We start from the raw sequence: 16,157 nt of genomic DNA, 5'->3' as shown, positions 1-16,157 counted from the left end.
GCTGCCACGCGACTCCCTGGGAGGGTTGAACATGTCCAAGCAGATTCCCGTCAGTCATATGGCCTTCGTCCGGGCGCGCGCCGGGCGTTCGGCGGAACTCGGTGTACGCCTGAGCGCGTTGATCGAGCCGTCCCGCGCCGCCCCCGGTTGCCTGAGCTTTGCCTTGCAGCATTCGCAGTGTGATCCCGAGTTGTGGCTGGTCTCCGGGTTCTGGAGTAATCAGCAAATGATGACCGCATATTTCAACAGCCCGTCGATGGGTATCTTCGCCGAGCTGGTGCAGGAACTGGTGGTCAACAGTCTGGATTTCCACACCTTCAAAGACGTCTCGGCGGCACAAGCGCTCGGCCAATCTCCGGCAGCGGTACACAAACTCGTCGGTTGAGGGTTTAATGTCCGGCTTAATTGACTGAGCCAGGACTTGCGACATGGCACGTAAAGAGTTCGAACACTTCGAAGCAGTATCCGCAGTCGTCCCCGTCGAACTGGGTGGCAACAAGGGCTATTACGCGGCAATCGCGGTCAAGGCCCTGGTCGATGGCGGTGCACCACGCTTTCACAAAATGCTGAATGACCAGATCTTCCCCGGCGCCATCGCCGCCGATGAGGCTGCCATCAATGAGCTGGATAACCTCAAAGGCGTCACCGAAGAAGCCGAGTTGATCTGGTAACGCGTTACTTGTTTGCGCCCGGACGCCACATCTTGAACAGGGCCTCAGGCCCCAACTGGAAGTAATCCGCCGGCCCGCCGCCGCGCAGAATCGGTTCTGCTGCGGCGGTGTCGTAGATGCCGTCCTTCAATAGCCACTTGGCGATATGCACGGCGACCACTTCGCCGAGGATCAGCCAGCTCGGCACCGTTTCGCCATCAGCACGCTGCAACTGAATGATCTGCGTAACCTTGCACTCGAAGGACACCGGGCTTTCGGCCACACGCGGCACCGAAATCACCTTCGACGCAACAGCCGTCAGTCCCGCCAATTCAAACTCGTTGACCTCAGGCGCGACCATCGCGCAGCTCTGGTTCATCTGCTCGGCCAATGGGCGCGTGGCAAGGTTCCAGACGAATTCGCCGGTCTGCTCGATGTTGTTCAGGCTGTCTTTGCGCCCGACGCTGGAGAAGCCAATGATCGGCGGAATGTAGTTGAACGCGTTGAAGAAGCTGTACGGCGCCAGATTGAGTTGGCCGTTGGCATCCTGCGAGGAAATCCAGCCGATCGGGCGTGGGCCGACGATGGCGTTGAACGGATCGTGCGGCAGGCCGTGGCCGTTGGCGGGTTCGTAGAAATGGATGTCATCGGGCATGGCGGAGGATCCTGAGGCTAGGTTTTGAATGAGCCCATAGTGCAAGGCAGCCCCACATATTTCCAGCCAAACAAAAATCCCATGTAGGAGCTGCCGAAGGCTGCGATCTTTTGATTTTGCTTCTGAAAGTCAAAAGATCGCAGCCTTCGGCAGCTCCTACAGAAAATTTGTCAGCCCCCAGAAATAACTAAGCCCGGCCGAAGCCGGGCTGTGCGCTGTGCAGCAGCGGTTAGCTGATGGACGCGGATTGGGTGCGGTCATAACCGTCGGCTGCGAAAGTCGCGGAGCCGGTGCGGTCGTAGCCATCTTCAGCAACAGTCGCCGAACCGGTGCGGTCGTAACCATCAGCTGCTACGGTGGCAGAACCCGTGCGGTCATAACCATCAGCAGCCACAGCAGAACCGGTGCGGTCGTAACCGTCGGCGGCGAAGGTGTTGGCAGCCAGTACAGACAGGGCGAAAGCGAGGATCAGTTTGGTTTTCATGGTCGTGTACTCCGAATGCGTTGGGGGTGTGTGTTTTGCTTGGGTTTAATGCTACGCCGATCAATTCGATTAAAAAGCGCAAAATAATGCTAAAAACTATCGATTAACCTGATGTTAAGGGCGGCGCATTTAAATCGCTTACGTCGTCGAAGCGAACGTCGCGCAGGTCATCGATCAGGTAGGGGCAGGATGTCGCGCCAGCATTAATTAGCGATTAATGGCGAGTGGGGGCGGGTGACAGATTTTTCATACAGGGCTGGAGAGCGTGTCGACTCCAATCGCGAGCAGGCTCACTCCTACAGGGGAACGCATTCCAAATGTAGGAGTGAGCCTGCTCGCGATAGAGCCATCACAGCCACCATTGCAGTGGCTGTGAAAACCCAATCAGTCAGTCACGATACGCGAATGTTTCTGGGTGTCTTTCATGGTCACGTACACCAGCAGCGACACGGCAATGCACGCCGTCACGTACCAGTAGTAACCGGTTTCCATACCAATGCTCTTGAACCACAGCGCGATGTATTCAGCGGTGCCGCCGAAGATCGACACGGTCAGTGCGTACGGCAGGCCGACGCCCAGCGCGCGGATTTCAGTCGGGAACAGTTCGGCCTTCACCACCGCGTTGATCGAGGTGTAGCCGCTGACGATGATCAGCGCCGCCATGATCAGGAAGAATGCGCCCCACCAGGTTTGAATGGTGTGCAGGGTCATCAGGATCGGCACGGTGAAGATCGTGCCCAGCACGCCGAAAGCGATCAGGATCGGACGACGACCGATCTTGTCCGAGAGGCCACCGATGATCGGTTGCAGGCACATGAACAGGAACAGCGTGGCTGCGGAAATAGTGGTCGAGTCGGAGATGCTCATGCCGACGGTGTTCACCAGATATTTCTGCATGTAGGTGGTGTAGGTGTAGAACGCCAGCGTACCGCCCATGGTCAGGCCGACCACGGTCATCAATTCCTTTGGATGACGCATCAAGGTGCGCATCGCGCTTTCCTTGGACTTCTCTTTCTTGGTGAACGACTCGGTTTCTTCCATGCCGCGACGCAGGTACAGCGCAACGACTGCGCACAGTGCACCGATGGCGAACGGAATACGCCAGCCCCACGCGTACAGCTGTTCAGTGGTCAGCACGTTTTGCAGGACGATCAATACACCGAGCGCGATGAGCTGGCCGGAGATCAGGGTCACGTACTGGAAGCTGGAGAAGAAGCCGCGACGTTGCTTGGTCGCCATCTCGGACAGGTATGTCGCGGAGGTGCCGTACTCGCCACCCACCGACAGGCCTTGCAGCAGACGGGCGAAGATCAGCAGGATCGGCGCGCCGATGCCGATGGTTTCGTAGTTCGGGCTGAGCGCGATCAGCAGCGAGCCGAAGCACATCAGGTAGACCGAGGCCATCAGCGCTTTCTTGCGCCCGACCTTGTCAGCGTAGAGGCCCATCAGCCAGCCACCGATCGGACGCATGAGGAAGCCCACGGCGAAGATCGCAGCGGTGTTCATCAGTTGTGCGGTGGAGGAGCCGGCAGGGAAGAAGGATTTGGCGAAGTACAGCGAGAAGGCGGCATACACATACCAGTCGTACCACTCGACCATGTTGCCGACGGAACCGCTGAAGATCGATTTGATCCGGCTGGCGGTGGTTCTTTCTTTGGCGGGCACGGCAGCCGACCCAAGTGGCAGGGCGTTGGAGTTATCCATTGAAGGATCCTTCGTTTAATTGTTTTTGTGGAGCGCGTTAAAACGCAGCCTGCGTGGGCTATAGCAGGAGGTGTGCCAACGGGGGGAGGGGCGGTTTAGAGGGGTTGACGTGATCGGGTGAGCGAAAATCCGCTTATTGTTGGAATGGGATGAGCGGAAAAACGCTTATGCAGGATGGGGTTTGTGGTGTCGGGTCGGGCCTCTTCGCGAGCAAGCCCGCTCCCACAGTTGACCGTATTTCTCCTGATGAAATGCGGTCAACTGTGGGAGCGGGCTTGCTCGCGAAGGCGCCAGTACATGCGCTACAGAAACATCTCCCGACTCAACCCATGCCGCTGCATCTTTTCATTAAACGTCCGTCTTGGCAGTTGCAGCTCTTCAAGCACCGCTTTCACATCACCCTTGTGCCGTGTCAGTGCCGCGCGCAAACACTGCGCTTCAAACGCTTCCTGCTGCGCCGCCAGCGATTGCCCCGGATCAATCCCCGGCGCCGGTTCATCCAGCCCGAGCACTTGCCGTTCGGCAACGTTCGCCAGTTCCCGCACGTTGCCCGGCCAGTCGTGGCTGAGCAGATGACTCAACTGCGCACCGCTCAATGGCGGAAAAGTCCGCCCCAAACGTTCGGCCGCACTCTGCGCAAAGGTTTCAAACAGCAAAGGAATGTCTTCACGACGGTCACGCAGCGGCGGCAAACGCAGCTCCGCGACGTTCAAGCGATACGCCAGATCCTCACGAAAACGCCCGGCGCGAGCCTCGTCGAGCAAATCCGGTTTGGTCGCCGCAACAATGCGCAGATCTACGCGAATACTCTGATTCGAACCCAAGCGCTCGAGCTTCTGTTCCTGCAATACCCGCAGCAATTTCACTTGCTGGGCCAACGGCATGCTTTCGATTTCATCGAGAAACAGCGTGCCGCCCGATGCATATTCCAGCTTGCCGATGCGCTTGCCCGAGGCACCGGTAAACGCGCCGCTCTCATGCCCGAACAACTCCGCTTCAAACAACTGCTCGGGGATCGCCGCGCAGTTCAGCGCCACAAACGGCTTGTCCGCACGCGGGCCGAAATCATGCAGGCAACGCGCAACCAATTCCTTGCCACTGCCGGTTTCACCGCGGATCAACACGTTGACCGGCAGCGCCGCCAGATCGAGCACTTGCCGACGCAATGTTTGCAAACCACGCGACACCCCGAGCAACGTCGTATCGAGTTTGGCGCGGTTGTCGGCCTGCTCGTGCAGCGCGCGGTTTTCCAGCACCAGGCGGCGTTTATCCAGCGCGCGGCGCAAGCTGCCCAACAGCGTTTCCGGGCTGAACGGTTTTTCCAGAAAGTCGTACGCACCATCGCGCATCGCTTCGACCGCCATCGGCACATCGCCGTGGCCGGTGAGCAAAATTACCGGCAAATCAGCATCGCGCTTTTGCACTTCCGCCAACAACGCCAAGCCACCGATGCCCGGCATGCGCACGTCGCTGAGGATCACCCCGGGGAAATGCGCGGGCAGGGCGGCGAGGCATTCTTCGGCGCGGCTGAACAACTGCACCTCGAACCCCGACAGGCTCAGCCACTGCTCGACTGCGTTGCGAATACTGCTTTCGTCATCGACCACCATCACCGAATTGAGCATCAGATATGCGCCTCCAGATCGATTGGCAACGTCAGGCTGAACACCGCGCCGCTCTCGCCATTGTCGGCGCTCAGGCGACCGCCGGATTCATGCACGATGGCGAAGGAAACCGCCAACCCCAGACCCAAACCGTCGCCTACCGGTTTGGTGGTGAAGAACGGATCGAACACCTGGCTCAGATGCTCTTCGGCAATGCCGCCGCCATTGTCGATGACGCTCAGGCGCCACAATTGTTCGTCGACTTCCAGACGAATTTCCAGACGCTTGCAGGTTTTGCCTTGCATCGCATCAAGGGCGTTGCGCAGCAGATTGATCAGCACTTGTTCGAGACGGATCGCATCGCCGCGCACCCACGCCGGCCGCGTCAGGTGCAGCACCAGACTGACCTGTTCGTCACGCAGACGCGCATCGAGCAATTGCAGCGCCTGATCGACCACCGTGGCCAGATCCAGACGCTCGCGCAAACCACTCGGGCTCTTGCGTGCAAACGTCTTCAGATGGCCCGTGAGCGCCGCCATGCGCGTGAGCATCTCGTCCACCGGTTTCAACGCTTTGTACGCGTCGTCGACGCGGCCATGGTCGAGCAGCAGCCGCAGAGTCGCCAGTTGCATGCGCTGAGCGGTCAGCGGTTGATTGATTTCGTGGGCCAGCGCCGCCGACATCTGCCCCAGCGCCGCGAGTTTGGCCGACTGCACCAGACCGTCCTGCGCCGTGCGCAAATCGCGGGTGCGTTCTTCGACCAATTGTTCGAGTTCTTCGCGGCTGCGCTGACGCATCTTCGCCAGACGCCAGCGCTGATTGAGGAACAACAGCAAAAACACCAGCGCCAGCCACACCCCGGCAGCGGCGAGCCCGGCGTTGCGCAAATCTTCGAAGGCCACCTGCGGGTGACGCAGCAGATGCAACGTCCAGCCTTCGGCGGCCAGCGGCAACGATTCCCACAGATAATCCGCCGTGCCTTGCGGGCCTTCAACGCGACGTAGATCGCTGTTGTCGTCAAAACTGCGCAGTGCCAGATGCGTCAGCGGCACCAGCGCTTGCTTGTCGTACTGGCGGGTGGCTTTGATCTCGGCCATGTCGCTGGAACTCAGCGGTCGCAGCGCGCGATAGCGCCAGCCTGGCTGATTGGCGATGAAGATGATCCCGCGCGCATCGCTGACCAGCAGCGTGTCGCTGCCCTGGCTCCATTCACGTTCCAGTTCGGGGAATTCCAGCTTGACCACCATCGCCCCGAGAAACTCGTCCTTGTTGCCCAGCACCGCGCTGGACAGGAAGTAACCGGGAATGCCGCTGGTCACGCCCACCGCGTAAAAACGCCCGGTGCCCTGTGTGCGGGTCTGACTGAAATAAGGACGGAAGCCGTAGTTGTGGCCGACGTAACTGCTCGGCAACCGCCAGTTGCTCGCCGCCACGGCAAGGCCCGTGTGGTCGAGCAATTCAAGGGTCGAGGACTGCGCCGCACCGTTGATCTTTTCCAGCTTCAGATTCAGCGTCGCCTGCTCTTCGGCATCCACTGAACCTGCCAGCGCCGAGCGCAATTGCGGATCCAGCGCCAGCACGGCGGGCAGGGCGCGATAGCGGTCGATCAGGGTGTGCAACGAGTTGGCATACAACGCCAGTTGCTGATTGGCACGCGCCGCATCTTCCTCCAGCGCCTGACGTTCGGCGTGGCGGATGGCAAGGGTCGCGGCAACGGCCGCCCCGGCGACGATCAGCAGGGAATACAACGACAGACGCAAGGTACGGGAAGTCGGCAGCATGCTGGGCAGATGGGTGGCAGGTCGGGCGGGAAAGATAGCATGGGCGGGCATGGCGGCCCATGAGTGCGCAGGTAATCGTACGGTGACCTCGGATTTCTTCGGTTACGCAAAGGAATCCATTGGGATTGGGTTCGGGGTCTTGTCTCTTTTGAAGAAGCCTTTGAATTGTGTCCACCAGGAGTTATCTGCTTGAACGCTATCACCGGCTGCGGATGCGAAGTCGTTCAGCGAGCCACTGATCGAGGATCTGGCTCCCAGACTTTCATTATTCACAGGTTCGACCACGTCAGCAGTTGCGCTGAGCATGGTTTTTTCAAGTCTACGAACCGTTCGAGAAACTCTCTCACCGATTCACCTACCGGCGTCCCGGTGGTGATGCGTAGTTGGACTGACAGGTGCGCAAGATCAATTTATATGCTTGCACAAGATTTTTATCACGAAATGCAAAAGGCCGGTTCATCCTCGCAGATGAACCGGCCTTTTCAGTGCTGCAAAAAAACTTACTGCACTTCTACCGCCAGGCTTTCGCTAATCTTCTGTTGCCAGATCGCAGGGCCGGTGATGTGTACCGACTCACCTTTACTGTCTACCGCAACGGTGACCGGCATGTCTTTGACTTCGAACTCGTAGATCGCTTCCATGCCCAGTTCGGCAAACGCCAGTACTTGCGACTTCTTGATCGCCTGAGCCACCAGGTAAGCAGCGCCGCCAACGGCCATCAGGTACACCGCTTTGTTGTCCTTGATCGCTTCGATTGCGGTAGGGCCGCGCTCGGATTTGCCGATCATGCCCAACAGGCCGGTTTGCTCAAGGATCTGACGGGTGAACTTGTCCATCCGCGTCGCGGTGGTCGGGCCAGCCGGGCCAACCACTTCGTCACCGACCGGATCAACCGGGCCAACGTAGTAGATGAAGCGACCTTTGAGGTCGACCGGCAGTGTTTCACCCTTGTTGAGCATCTCGACCATGCGCTTGTGCGCGGCGTCGCGCCCGGTGAGCATTTTGCCGTTGAGCAGGACGGTTTCGCCCGGCTTCCAGCTCTGCACGTCTTCCGGGGTCAGGGTGTCGAGGTTGACGCGACGGGCCGACGGGCCGGCTTCCCAGACGATTTCCGGGTAGGCGTCCAGCGGTGGCGCTTCCAGCGAGGCTGGACCTGTACCGTCGAGCACGAAGTGCGCGTGACGGGTGGCGGCGCAGTTCGGGATCATGCACACCGGCAGCGAGGCTGCGTGGGTCGGGTAGTCCATGATTTTCACGTCGAGCACGGTGGTCAGGCCACCGAGGCCCTGGGCGCCGATGCCCAACTGGTTGACCTTCTCGAACAGCTCCAGACGCATTTCTTCGATGCGGTTCTGTGGGCCACGGGCTTTCAGCTCGTGGATGTCGATGGATTCCATCAACACTTCTTTGGCCATCACCGCAGCTTTCTCGGCGGTGCCGCCGATGCCAATACCGAGCATGCCCGGTGGGCACCAGCCGGCGCCCATGGTCGGAACGGTCTTGAGCACCCAGTCAACGATCGAGTCGGACGGGTTGAGCATGGCCATTTTCGACTTGTTCTCGGAACCGCCGCCCTTGGCCGCCACGTCCACTTCCACGGTGTTGCCCGGGACGATGGAGTAGTGAATCACGGCCGGGGTGTTGTCCTTGGTGTTTTTACGAGCGCCCGCCGGGTCGGCGAGGATCGAGGCACGCAGGACGTTTTCCGGCAGGTTGTAGGCGCGACGCACGCCTTCGTTGATCATGTCGTCCAGGCCCATGGTGGCGCCATCCCAACGCACGTCCATGCCGACGCGCACGAACACGGTGACGATACCGGTGTCCTGGCAGATCGGGCGGTGGCCGGTGGCGCACATGCGCGAGTTGATCAGGATCTGCGCCATCGAGTCACGGGCCGCTGGCGATTCTTCGCGCAGGTAGGCTTCGTGCATCGCCTGGATGAAATCCACGGGGTGGTAGTAGGAAATGAACTGCAGGGCGTCGGCAACGCTCTGAATCAGGTCGTCTTGCTTGATCACGGTCATGAGTCGCGCTCCTCTAAAAGACGGGAACATTCTATGGGGCAGCTACAAGCTTCAAGCTATCAGCGGCAAGTTGGAGCAGTACGCGGACTGCTTGAGCTTGCGGCTTGAAGCTTGCAACTTGAAGCTGGCCCTTGGGGCTGGGCACGCCGGGGCTGCTGGCGCGACGCTAAAAAGGCGCGGCAGTATACCGCGCATCAAAGGGGCATACACGCGCCGGCAGTCATTCGTTGGTCGCATACCGCACACTGACTGCCACCACCATACCCCTGTGGCGAGGGGATTTATCCCCGCTCGGCTGCGCAGCAGTCGCTAAACCTGAACACTTGATTTAACTGGAACACCGCAGGGGGCCGCTTCGCAGCCCAACGGGGATAAATCCCCTCGCCACAGGGGGGCTCGCCGTGACGTAGATGCGAGGCAGGCAGGTCAGGCATTTGACGTCAATTTTCGGGCCCGAAAATCGGTGGTCATTTATCGACTACGCCTCTAAAGTGGCAGCCGGTCTGTAGAGTAGGACACTCAGTCAGCCTCCTATCGCACGGTGAGTCAACGATTGACCCATAACGCCATACAACGTCTTTTGCTCAAACGTTTTGCCCTTGCTGCAGCCACCTATGGATTGGCTCTGCTGCTACTGTGGCTGGCGTTTTTTACCGGGCATTACCAACAATCCCTCAATACTGTGGCCGTCGGCAGCGCCCTCGTGGTGATCAGTCAGGCAACCCTGTTCGTGTTGTTCTTGACCGGGCGCAACCAGCGCTTCGACGATCCGAGCATGACCGAAGTGCAGGTGCTGCTCGGCCTCGGCTGGCAAACCTGGCTGATCGCCCATCTGGATGAGGCGCGTGGCGCCTTTCTGGTTTTTTACGTGCTGATCCTGCTGTTCGGGCTGTTCCATCTCAGTCGACGCGCGTTCATTCGAACGGCGCTGCTGGTGTTCTTCAGTTTCTGCGCCATCACCTTGTGGGACGGTTACAACTTCCGCTTGGCCGAGCCCGCACTGGCCGCGTTGCAAGTGTGCATTCTGGCGATGGTGCTGGCGTGGCTGGTGCTCTACGCACGCTTCGTTCAGGTTTCGCGACAACGCCAGCGTCAGCGCCGGTTTGCCTTGCAGGCGCACCAGGACACCCTGCGCGGGATGATGCGGCAACTGGAAGATCTGGTCGCCACCGATGAGCTGACCGGGTTGTTCAACCGTCGTCACTTCCTGCGTCTGGCCTCGCGCGAGCTCAATGAAATGGACGAAGACGTGGCGCACGGCCTGGCGCTGATCGACCTCGATCACTTCAAACGCATCAACGACATGCACGGCCATGCCGCCGGCGATCAAGTGTTGCAGGCGTTCGCCGGCGTTGCTCAAGCGTGCTTGCGCGACGGTGATGTGCTGGCGCGCTACGGGGGTGAAGAGTTCGTGGTGTTGCTGCCCAACTGCGATGCCGAACAGTTGACCGCGTGCTGCGAGCGTCTGCGCGTTGCGTTCGCCGATGTCGAACTGGTGGGCCTGAATGTGCGCAACCTGAGTCTTTCGGTCGGTATGACTTTGTTGGAAATGGGCGATGATCTGGACGACGCGTTACATCGCGCCGATCAGGCGCTCTATCGGGCCAAGCGCGACGGGCGTAATCGCTGTGCGGCGGCGTGGGAGAACGTCGATGCCTGAACTTCGCGTCGGTGAACGGCAGTGGTCGGTGGCGTCGGGCACTAATCTGCTCGACGCTCTCAACCAGAATGGCGTTGCCGTGCCGTACAGCTGCCGCGCCGGCAGTTGCCATGCGTGTCTGGTGCAATGCGTGCAAGGTTTGCCTGCCGACAGTCGCCCGGATGCCTTGAGTGCCGAACAACGGCAAGAGGGCTGGCGACTGGCCTGCCAATGTCAGGTGACTGAAGACTTGCAGGTACACACCTTTGACCCGATTGTCGACGGTCGCCCGGCGGTGGTCGAAGCGCTGGATTGGCTCAGCGACAGCGTGCTGCGCCTGCGCCTGACCCCGCAACGTCCATTGCGCTACAGCGCCGGGCAACATCTGGTGCTGTGGATCAATCACATCGCCCGGCCGTATTCGCTGGCGAGCCTGCCGGAAGAAGATCGTTTTCTCGAATTCCACCTTGATTGCCGCCAGCCCGGCGAATTCAGCGACGCCGCCCGGCGTTTGCAGATCGGCGATGCGATCCGCCTCGGCGAACTGCGCGGCGGCGCCTTGCATTACGACCCCGACTGGCATGACCGGCCGCTGTGGCTGCTCGCGGCAGGCACTGGTTTAGGCCCGCTGTTCGGGGTGCTGCGTGAAGCGTTGCGCCAGGATCACCAAGGCGCAATCCGTGTCATTCACCTGGCCCATGACGATCGCGAACACTATCTGGCCAAACCCCTTGCGGCGCTTGCTGCCCAGCGTGAAAACCTTAGTGTCGAACTGTGGACGGCGGCCGAGTCAGCCGCCGCTTTGGCGCAACTGCGCCTTGTCTCCAGACAAACCCTGGCTTTAGTCTGCGGCTCGACGGCCAGTGTCGACGCCTTCGCCCGGCGCCTGTACCTGGCCGGACTGCCGCGCAATCAACTGCTGGCCGATGTGTTCCTGTCCCGCGGTTGAGCGCTAATGCTTATCGGGTTTCATAGGTTCTTTGTGGCCAAGTCTTTATGGTCAGAGGATTTTTTGTGGCAAGGGGATTTATGTGGCAAGGAGATTTTGTGGCCTGGGGATTATGTGGCGAGGGGATTTATCCCCGTTTGAGTGCGCAGCGCTCACAAGATTTTGGGGCCGCTGCGCAGCCCAGCGGGGATAAATCCCCTCGCCACAAAAATCCCCTCACCACAAAAGCCCCCTGGCCACAGAAAGTCCCCTAGCCACAGAAAGCACTATCCCCACTTGAACTTCGTGAGCCCGACTATCGCCGAGACCCACCATGACCGAAGCCATCCTGCTGGAACGTGAACGCGGTTTGCTCACCCTGCGCCTCAACCGCCCGGACAAAAAAAACGCCCTCACTCGCGCCATGTACAGCCGCCTCGCCGAGGCCCTGAAGCGTGCCGACAGCGACCCCGAAATCAACGCCGTGCTGATCACCGGCAGCGCCGAGTGCTTCACCGCCGGCAACGACATCGCCGACTTCATCCAGCAACCACCCAGCGACCTCGACAGCCCGGTGTTTCACTTCATGCTCAACCTGCTCGAATGCCACAAACCGGTCATCGCCGCAGTGGCCGGCGCGGCGGTGGGCATCGGCACCACGTTATTGCTGCATTGCGATCTGGTTTACGTGGCCCGCGATGCACGGTTGCGCATGCCGTTCGTTAACCTCGGTTTGTGCCCAGAATTCGGCTCCAGCCTGATCCTCCCGCGCTTGCTCGGCCAAGCCAAAGCGTCGGAGTTGCTGTTGCTGGGCGAAGGCTTTACCGGTGAACAAGCGGCGCAATGGGGCATTGCCACTGAAGCTTTGGACAATGGCGATGCTGCGTTGAGCAAGGCGCGGGAAATGGCGCTACGTTTCGATGATTTGCCGGCAGATGCGGTACGCATCAGCAAGCAACTGATGAAGGCGCCGGACCGTGAGTTGATCCGCAAAGTGATCGAAGAGGAGGGCGTGTTGTTCACCCAGCGCCTGAAGTCGCCAGAGGCATTGGCGGCGTTGACAGGGTTTATCAAACGGCATTGAAATTGTCGGTGACCTGGCTTGCCAGCGATGAGGACCGAATAGGCACCACATCTTCAGGAGCAGAAAACAAAAAGCTCCGCCATTCACATGGCGGAGCTTTCGCTTTTCAACAACCGATCAATCAGACCTGTGGGTCGCCCACGTGCAGGATCTTCATGCCGTTGGTGCCGCCGGTGGTGTGGTAGCTGTCGCCCTTGGTCAGGATGACCCAGTCGCCTTTTTCCACAACGCCGCGTTTAACCAGCTCGTCGATCGCCTTCTGGCTGACTTCGTGCGGTTCCAGCGAAGCCGGATCGAACGGTACGGTGTACACGCCACGGAACATGGCTGCACGCGCCTGAGTTTCACGGTGCGGCGAGAACGCGTAGATCGGCACCGAGGAACGGATGCGCGACATGATCAGCGGGGTGTAGCCACTTTCGGTCAGCGCGATGATCGCTTTAACGCCCGGGAAGTGGTTGGCGGTGTACATGGTCGCCAGTGCGATGCTTTCGTCGCAACGGGTGAATTCCTTGCCGATACGGTGGCTGGAAGTCTTGCCGGTCGGGTGCTTTTCAGCGCCGACGCAGATGCGCGCCATCGCTTGAACCGCTTCCAGCGGATACAGACCTGCAGCGGATTCAGCAGACAACATCACGGCGTCGGTGTAGTCGAGCACGGCGTTGGCCACGTCGGACACTTCGGCGCGAGTCGGCATCGGGTTCTGGATCATCGACTCCATCATCTGGGTCGCGACGATCACAGCCTTGTTGTGGCGGCGTGCGTGCAGAATGATTTTCTTCTGAATGCCCACCAGCTCGGCGTCGCCGATTTCCACACCGAGGTCACCGCGGGCAACCATCACCGCATCGGAAGCCTTGATCAGGCCGTCGAGGGTTTCGTCGTCTGCGACGGCTTCAGCACGTTCGATCTTCGCCACCAGCCAAGCGGTGCCGCCGGCTTCGTCGCGCAGTTGACGGGCGTATTCCATGTCGGCAGCGTCACGCGGGAAGGATACCGCGAGGTAGTCGACTTCCATTTCAGCGGCGAGCTTGATGTCGGCCTTGTCTTTTTCAGTCAGGGCCGGAGCGGTCAGGCCGCCACCGCGACGGTTGATGCCTTTGTGGTCGGACAGCGGGCCGCCGATGGTCACGGTGCAATGCAATGCGTCGTCAGTTTGGGTATCAACGCGCATGACCACACGACCGTCGTCGAGCAGCAGCTCGTCGCCTACGCCGCAGTCTTTAACCAGATCCGGGTAGTCGATGCCGACCACTTGCTGGTTGCCTTCGGTCAGAGGATGGCTGGTGGAGAAGGTGAACTTGTCACCGATCTTCAGCTCGATCTTCTTGTTGGCGAATTTGGCGATACGGATTTTCGGGCCTTGCAGGTCACCCAGCAGGGCGACGAAGCGGCCGTGCTTGGCGGCAATGTCACGCACCAGTTTCGCGCGAGCCTTGTGCTCGTCGGGGGTGCCGTGGGAGAAGTTCAGACGGGCAACGTCCAGGCCAGCCAGAATCAGCTGTTCGAGAACTTCCGGCGAGTTACTGGCCGGGCCAAGGGTAGCGACGATTTTGGTACGACGGACGGACATGCAAAGACTCCTGAGTTCAAGCGCAAGCGAAGGCTACTATGCTCTTGGGGTGTAGTCATTGTTCGAATGCACTACTTTTTGTGAAGGGCTTTGTTAATAGTTTCTTTATTGAACGCCATGAACGCGACAATCGGCACAAACCGTTCTGAAGATTTTCGACGCAAGGTCGATACAGAGCACAAGACAGGAGAACCCCCATGCGATTGTTGCCCATTGCCGCCCTTGCCCTCAGCGTCCTCGCCGTCACGGGCTGCACCCGTTGGTCGATGAACCACCATTTAAACAACGCCTACAGCGCCTACGATCGTGGCAATTGCGAGCAGGTCATGCTCGAACTGTCCAAGGTCGAACGCGCCAGCCGTGCCCGCCCGTACGTGTGGCCGGAAGTGTCGATGATGCGCGGTCAGTGCCTGGAACGGCAAAGTATGTTTGTCGATGCCGCGCAGACCTATCAGTTCATCATCGCCTCGTACCCCAACAGCGAATACGCCTACCGTGCCCGCGCCCGTTTGGAGACCCTACAAAGCCTGGGTCATTACCCAACGCGCAGCGCCGCAGCCGTGGTACGTCCAACGCGTTTCTGATGACAGTTGTCATACAAAATCTGGCCGTGCGCACAGGCTGAGCTATAGTCGAATGATCCGGATTTAGAGCGCTGTCTCTGATCCGGGGCAACACCTGCGACTGGCAAGTGGTCAAGTGACGGCGACGTAGCGACCGTCACACCGGAAGCGGGGAGAGCGGGCCTGCCGAACAGGTTCGTTCCGAAGCAAAGGTGCGGCTCTGTGACGGAGCCCTGCATGGCGAACTGCGCATGTTTACCGACCGCCGGATTGAACGGCACCAACTGCCGTACTTCTTGAGAGTGTTCAACAGCGTCACCGACAAACCGATTGGCTTTCTCGGCAACGTTTCAGAAGACGGGCTGATGCTTATCAGCCAGTTACCGATGATGATCGGAGTTGATTTCGCGCTACGTCTGAAAATCCCCATGGGTGATGGTTGCCACCAGGTCATCGACTTTTCGGCGTGCTGTTTGTGGTGTCACGAGGATGCAACCCCGCAACATTACGATGCTGGTTTCAGTTTGCACCGACCGCCTGCCGAGTATGGGCAACTGGTGCGAGCGTTGAAGCAGTACTTCAGTTTTCAGCCGTTGCCGGCGTCTGCCTGATAATGGGGAAATTCAGCCTGCGGTAGCTCAGGGCAGTGCGCATAAATGTGGCTGCCGCAGACTGCAAATTCTAAGTTTTATTAGCAATCGCTCGTTCACTATCCAATGTTTTTTCAGCTAGCAACAATCCCATCTCGCTCAATTGATATATTGCCATTGCCAAATGGCGGGGCTTATCTTCCAAACTGTCCGCTAGATCCAGCAAAAGAATACTCACAGACGAAAACGTTTCATAGGTCTGGATAGCGATAGCTTCGGAATTGATTTCTGGAGAAACCATAAACATTTGCATACCTCGGTCTACGGAGTTACGGGAAGGTATATCAGGTTTTAAATAGTGGTCTAAAGCGCGTTCAGCTGCTTCGTGGAGTTTTCTTGAGTCTTGTGAAGCATACGGGGAAGTATCAGTAGGATCTATTTCAGGTGGATTTGGTGTAATTTTAAACATTGCCTTGTTTCCTTGTTTGATGACACCACACGCTTCGCGACTAAGGGAAGGGTGGCGGCTATGCGCAGGTTAGTCGACCGGTGGAAACAAGGCTTTGCCGGCGCGCCCTAGGGCGCCCTGCACATAGCCACCATCAAGTGCGGGTATGAAAACCCTACGAGATGATGTGATGCACCTTGTTAATCCACCGGGCGACTAAACCCGATCGCTGGTCGTCAGCGACATGCATCAATTTAATGGGCGGCACCTAGCGTGTAAGTCAGTCAGTTCTGATGGGAGTGTAGGGAACGGCGCCAAGCGTTGTAGTCCGAATCCCCCGGCAAGACATGCTCCGAATCATGGAGAGCTATGCTTTTTTAAATCAGTTCGAAAGTTTTAGGGAGGGTGCCAAGTAGCTGTATAGCTACTT

At 59.1% G+C, this 16,157-nt stretch carries 15 protein-coding genes; 7 read left to right on the top strand and 8 right to left on the bottom strand.

Annotation, left to right across the window (positions count from 1 at the left end):
- The first annotated feature begins 31 nt into the window (after window positions 1–31).
- Both ACIP66_RS14255 and ACIP66_RS14250 read left to right on the top strand, forming a co-directional pair.
- Window positions 32–385, top strand: coding sequence for an antibiotic biosynthesis monooxygenase family protein (locus ACIP66_RS14255; protein ID WP_159812559.1), 354 nt, complete (start codon window positions 32–34; stop codon window positions 383–385).
- Between the two features lie 43 nt (window positions 386–428).
- Window positions 429–671 (top strand): hypothetical protein, encoded by a 243-nt coding sequence (locus ACIP66_RS14250; protein ID WP_400648804.1) that lies wholly within the window; start codon window positions 429–431, stop codon window positions 669–671.
- A gap of 4 nt (window positions 672–675) precedes the next feature.
- On the opposite strand, the gene ACIP66_RS14245 is transcribed toward ACIP66_RS14250, so the two are convergent.
- From ACIP66_RS14245 to ACIP66_RS14220, 6 genes are all read right to left on the bottom strand, one after another.
- Complete coding sequence (locus tag ACIP66_RS14245) at window positions 676–1,305, bottom strand: flavin reductase family protein (RefSeq protein WP_400648803.1); 630 nt, start codon at window positions 1,303–1,305, stop codon at window positions 676–678.
- Between the two features lie 229 nt (window positions 1,306–1,534).
- A complete protein-coding gene (locus ACIP66_RS14240; protein ID WP_212548849.1) occupies window positions 1,535–1,789 on the bottom strand; it encodes a hypothetical protein in 255 nt (84 codons plus the stop codon).
- 384 nt (window positions 1,790–2,173) lie between these two features.
- Entirely contained in the window at window positions 2,174–3,493 is a 1,320-nt protein-coding gene (locus ACIP66_RS14235) for an MFS transporter (protein WP_159812555.1), read from the bottom strand.
- A gap of 302 nt (window positions 3,494–3,795) precedes the next feature.
- Window positions 3,796–5,118 (bottom strand): sigma-54 dependent transcriptional regulator, encoded by a 1,323-nt coding sequence (locus ACIP66_RS14230; RefSeq protein WP_159812554.1) that lies wholly within the window; start codon window positions 5,116–5,118, stop codon window positions 3,796–3,798.
- Entirely contained in the window at window positions 5,118–6,878 is a 1,761-nt protein-coding gene (locus ACIP66_RS14225; protein WP_400648821.1) for an ATP-binding protein, read from the bottom strand. Before ACIP66_RS14225 ends, ACIP66_RS14230 begins: the two co-directional genes overlap by 1 nt.
- Window positions 6,879–7,378: 500 nt before the next feature.
- Window positions 7,379–8,902, bottom strand: a complete 1,524-nt coding sequence (locus tag ACIP66_RS14220) for a fumarate hydratase (RefSeq protein WP_008080438.1) — start codon at window positions 8,900–8,902, stop codon at window positions 7,379–7,381.
- Between the two features lie 553 nt (window positions 8,903–9,455).
- Between ACIP66_RS14220 and ACIP66_RS14215 the strand changes: the two genes are divergently transcribed.
- The 3 genes from ACIP66_RS14215 to ACIP66_RS14205 all read left to right on the top strand — a co-directional run bounded on the left by ACIP66_RS14215 (window position 9,456) and on the right by ACIP66_RS14205 (window position 12,553).
- The gene (locus ACIP66_RS14215) at window positions 9,456–10,562 is read left to right on the top strand and encodes a diguanylate cyclase domain-containing protein (protein WP_400648802.1); all 1,107 of its coding nucleotides are present in this window, start codon (window positions 9,456–9,458) and stop codon (window positions 10,560–10,562) included.
- The gene (locus ACIP66_RS14210; protein ID WP_400648801.1) at window positions 10,555–11,490 is read left to right on the top strand and encodes an iron-sulfur-binding ferredoxin reductase; all 936 of its coding nucleotides are present in this window, start codon (window positions 10,555–10,557) and stop codon (window positions 11,488–11,490) included. The genes ACIP66_RS14215 and ACIP66_RS14210 overlap by 8 nt, the downstream gene beginning before the upstream one ends.
- Window positions 11,491–11,803: 313 nt before the next feature.
- Window positions 11,804–12,553 carry an enoyl-CoA hydratase-related protein gene (locus tag ACIP66_RS14205; protein ID WP_212543909.1) on the top strand — a complete coding sequence of 250 codons (750 nt, stop codon included), beginning with the start codon at window positions 11,804–11,806 and terminating at the stop codon, window positions 12,551–12,553.
- A 121-nt stretch (window positions 12,554–12,674) separates the two neighbouring features.
- On the opposite strand, the gene pyk is transcribed toward ACIP66_RS14205, so the two are convergent.
- A complete protein-coding gene (gene pyk, locus ACIP66_RS14200; RefSeq protein WP_008080434.1) occupies window positions 12,675–14,126 on the bottom strand; it encodes a pyruvate kinase in 1,452 nt (483 codons plus the stop codon).
- A 197-nt stretch (window positions 14,127–14,323) separates the two neighbouring features.
- Between pyk and ACIP66_RS14195 the strand changes: the two genes are divergently transcribed.
- Both ACIP66_RS14195 and ACIP66_RS14190 read left to right on the top strand, forming a co-directional pair.
- A complete protein-coding gene (locus ACIP66_RS14195; protein ID WP_053123257.1) occupies window positions 14,324–14,710 on the top strand; it encodes a tol-pal system YbgF family protein in 387 nt (128 codons plus the stop codon).
- A gap of 230 nt (window positions 14,711–14,940) precedes the next feature.
- A complete protein-coding gene (locus tag ACIP66_RS14190; protein ID WP_053123255.1) occupies window positions 14,941–15,300 on the top strand; it encodes a PilZ domain-containing protein in 360 nt (119 codons plus the stop codon).
- A gap of 70 nt (window positions 15,301–15,370) precedes the next feature.
- On the opposite strand, the gene ACIP66_RS14185 is transcribed toward ACIP66_RS14190, so the two are convergent.
- Window positions 15,371–15,748 (bottom strand): DUF6124 family protein, encoded by a 378-nt coding sequence (locus ACIP66_RS14185; RefSeq protein WP_053123253.1) that lies wholly within the window; start codon window positions 15,746–15,748, stop codon window positions 15,371–15,373.
- Between the last annotated feature and the right edge of the window lie 409 nt (window positions 15,749–16,157).

This window comes from Pseudomonas sp. NPDC088429, from assembly GCF_044753305.1.
GTDB lineage: Bacteria > Pseudomonadota > Gammaproteobacteria > Pseudomonadales > Pseudomonadaceae > Aquipseudomonas > Aquipseudomonas rustica.
Note: the sequence above shows the minus strand (reverse complement) of the source record. Positions and strands in the feature narration are given on the sequence as shown.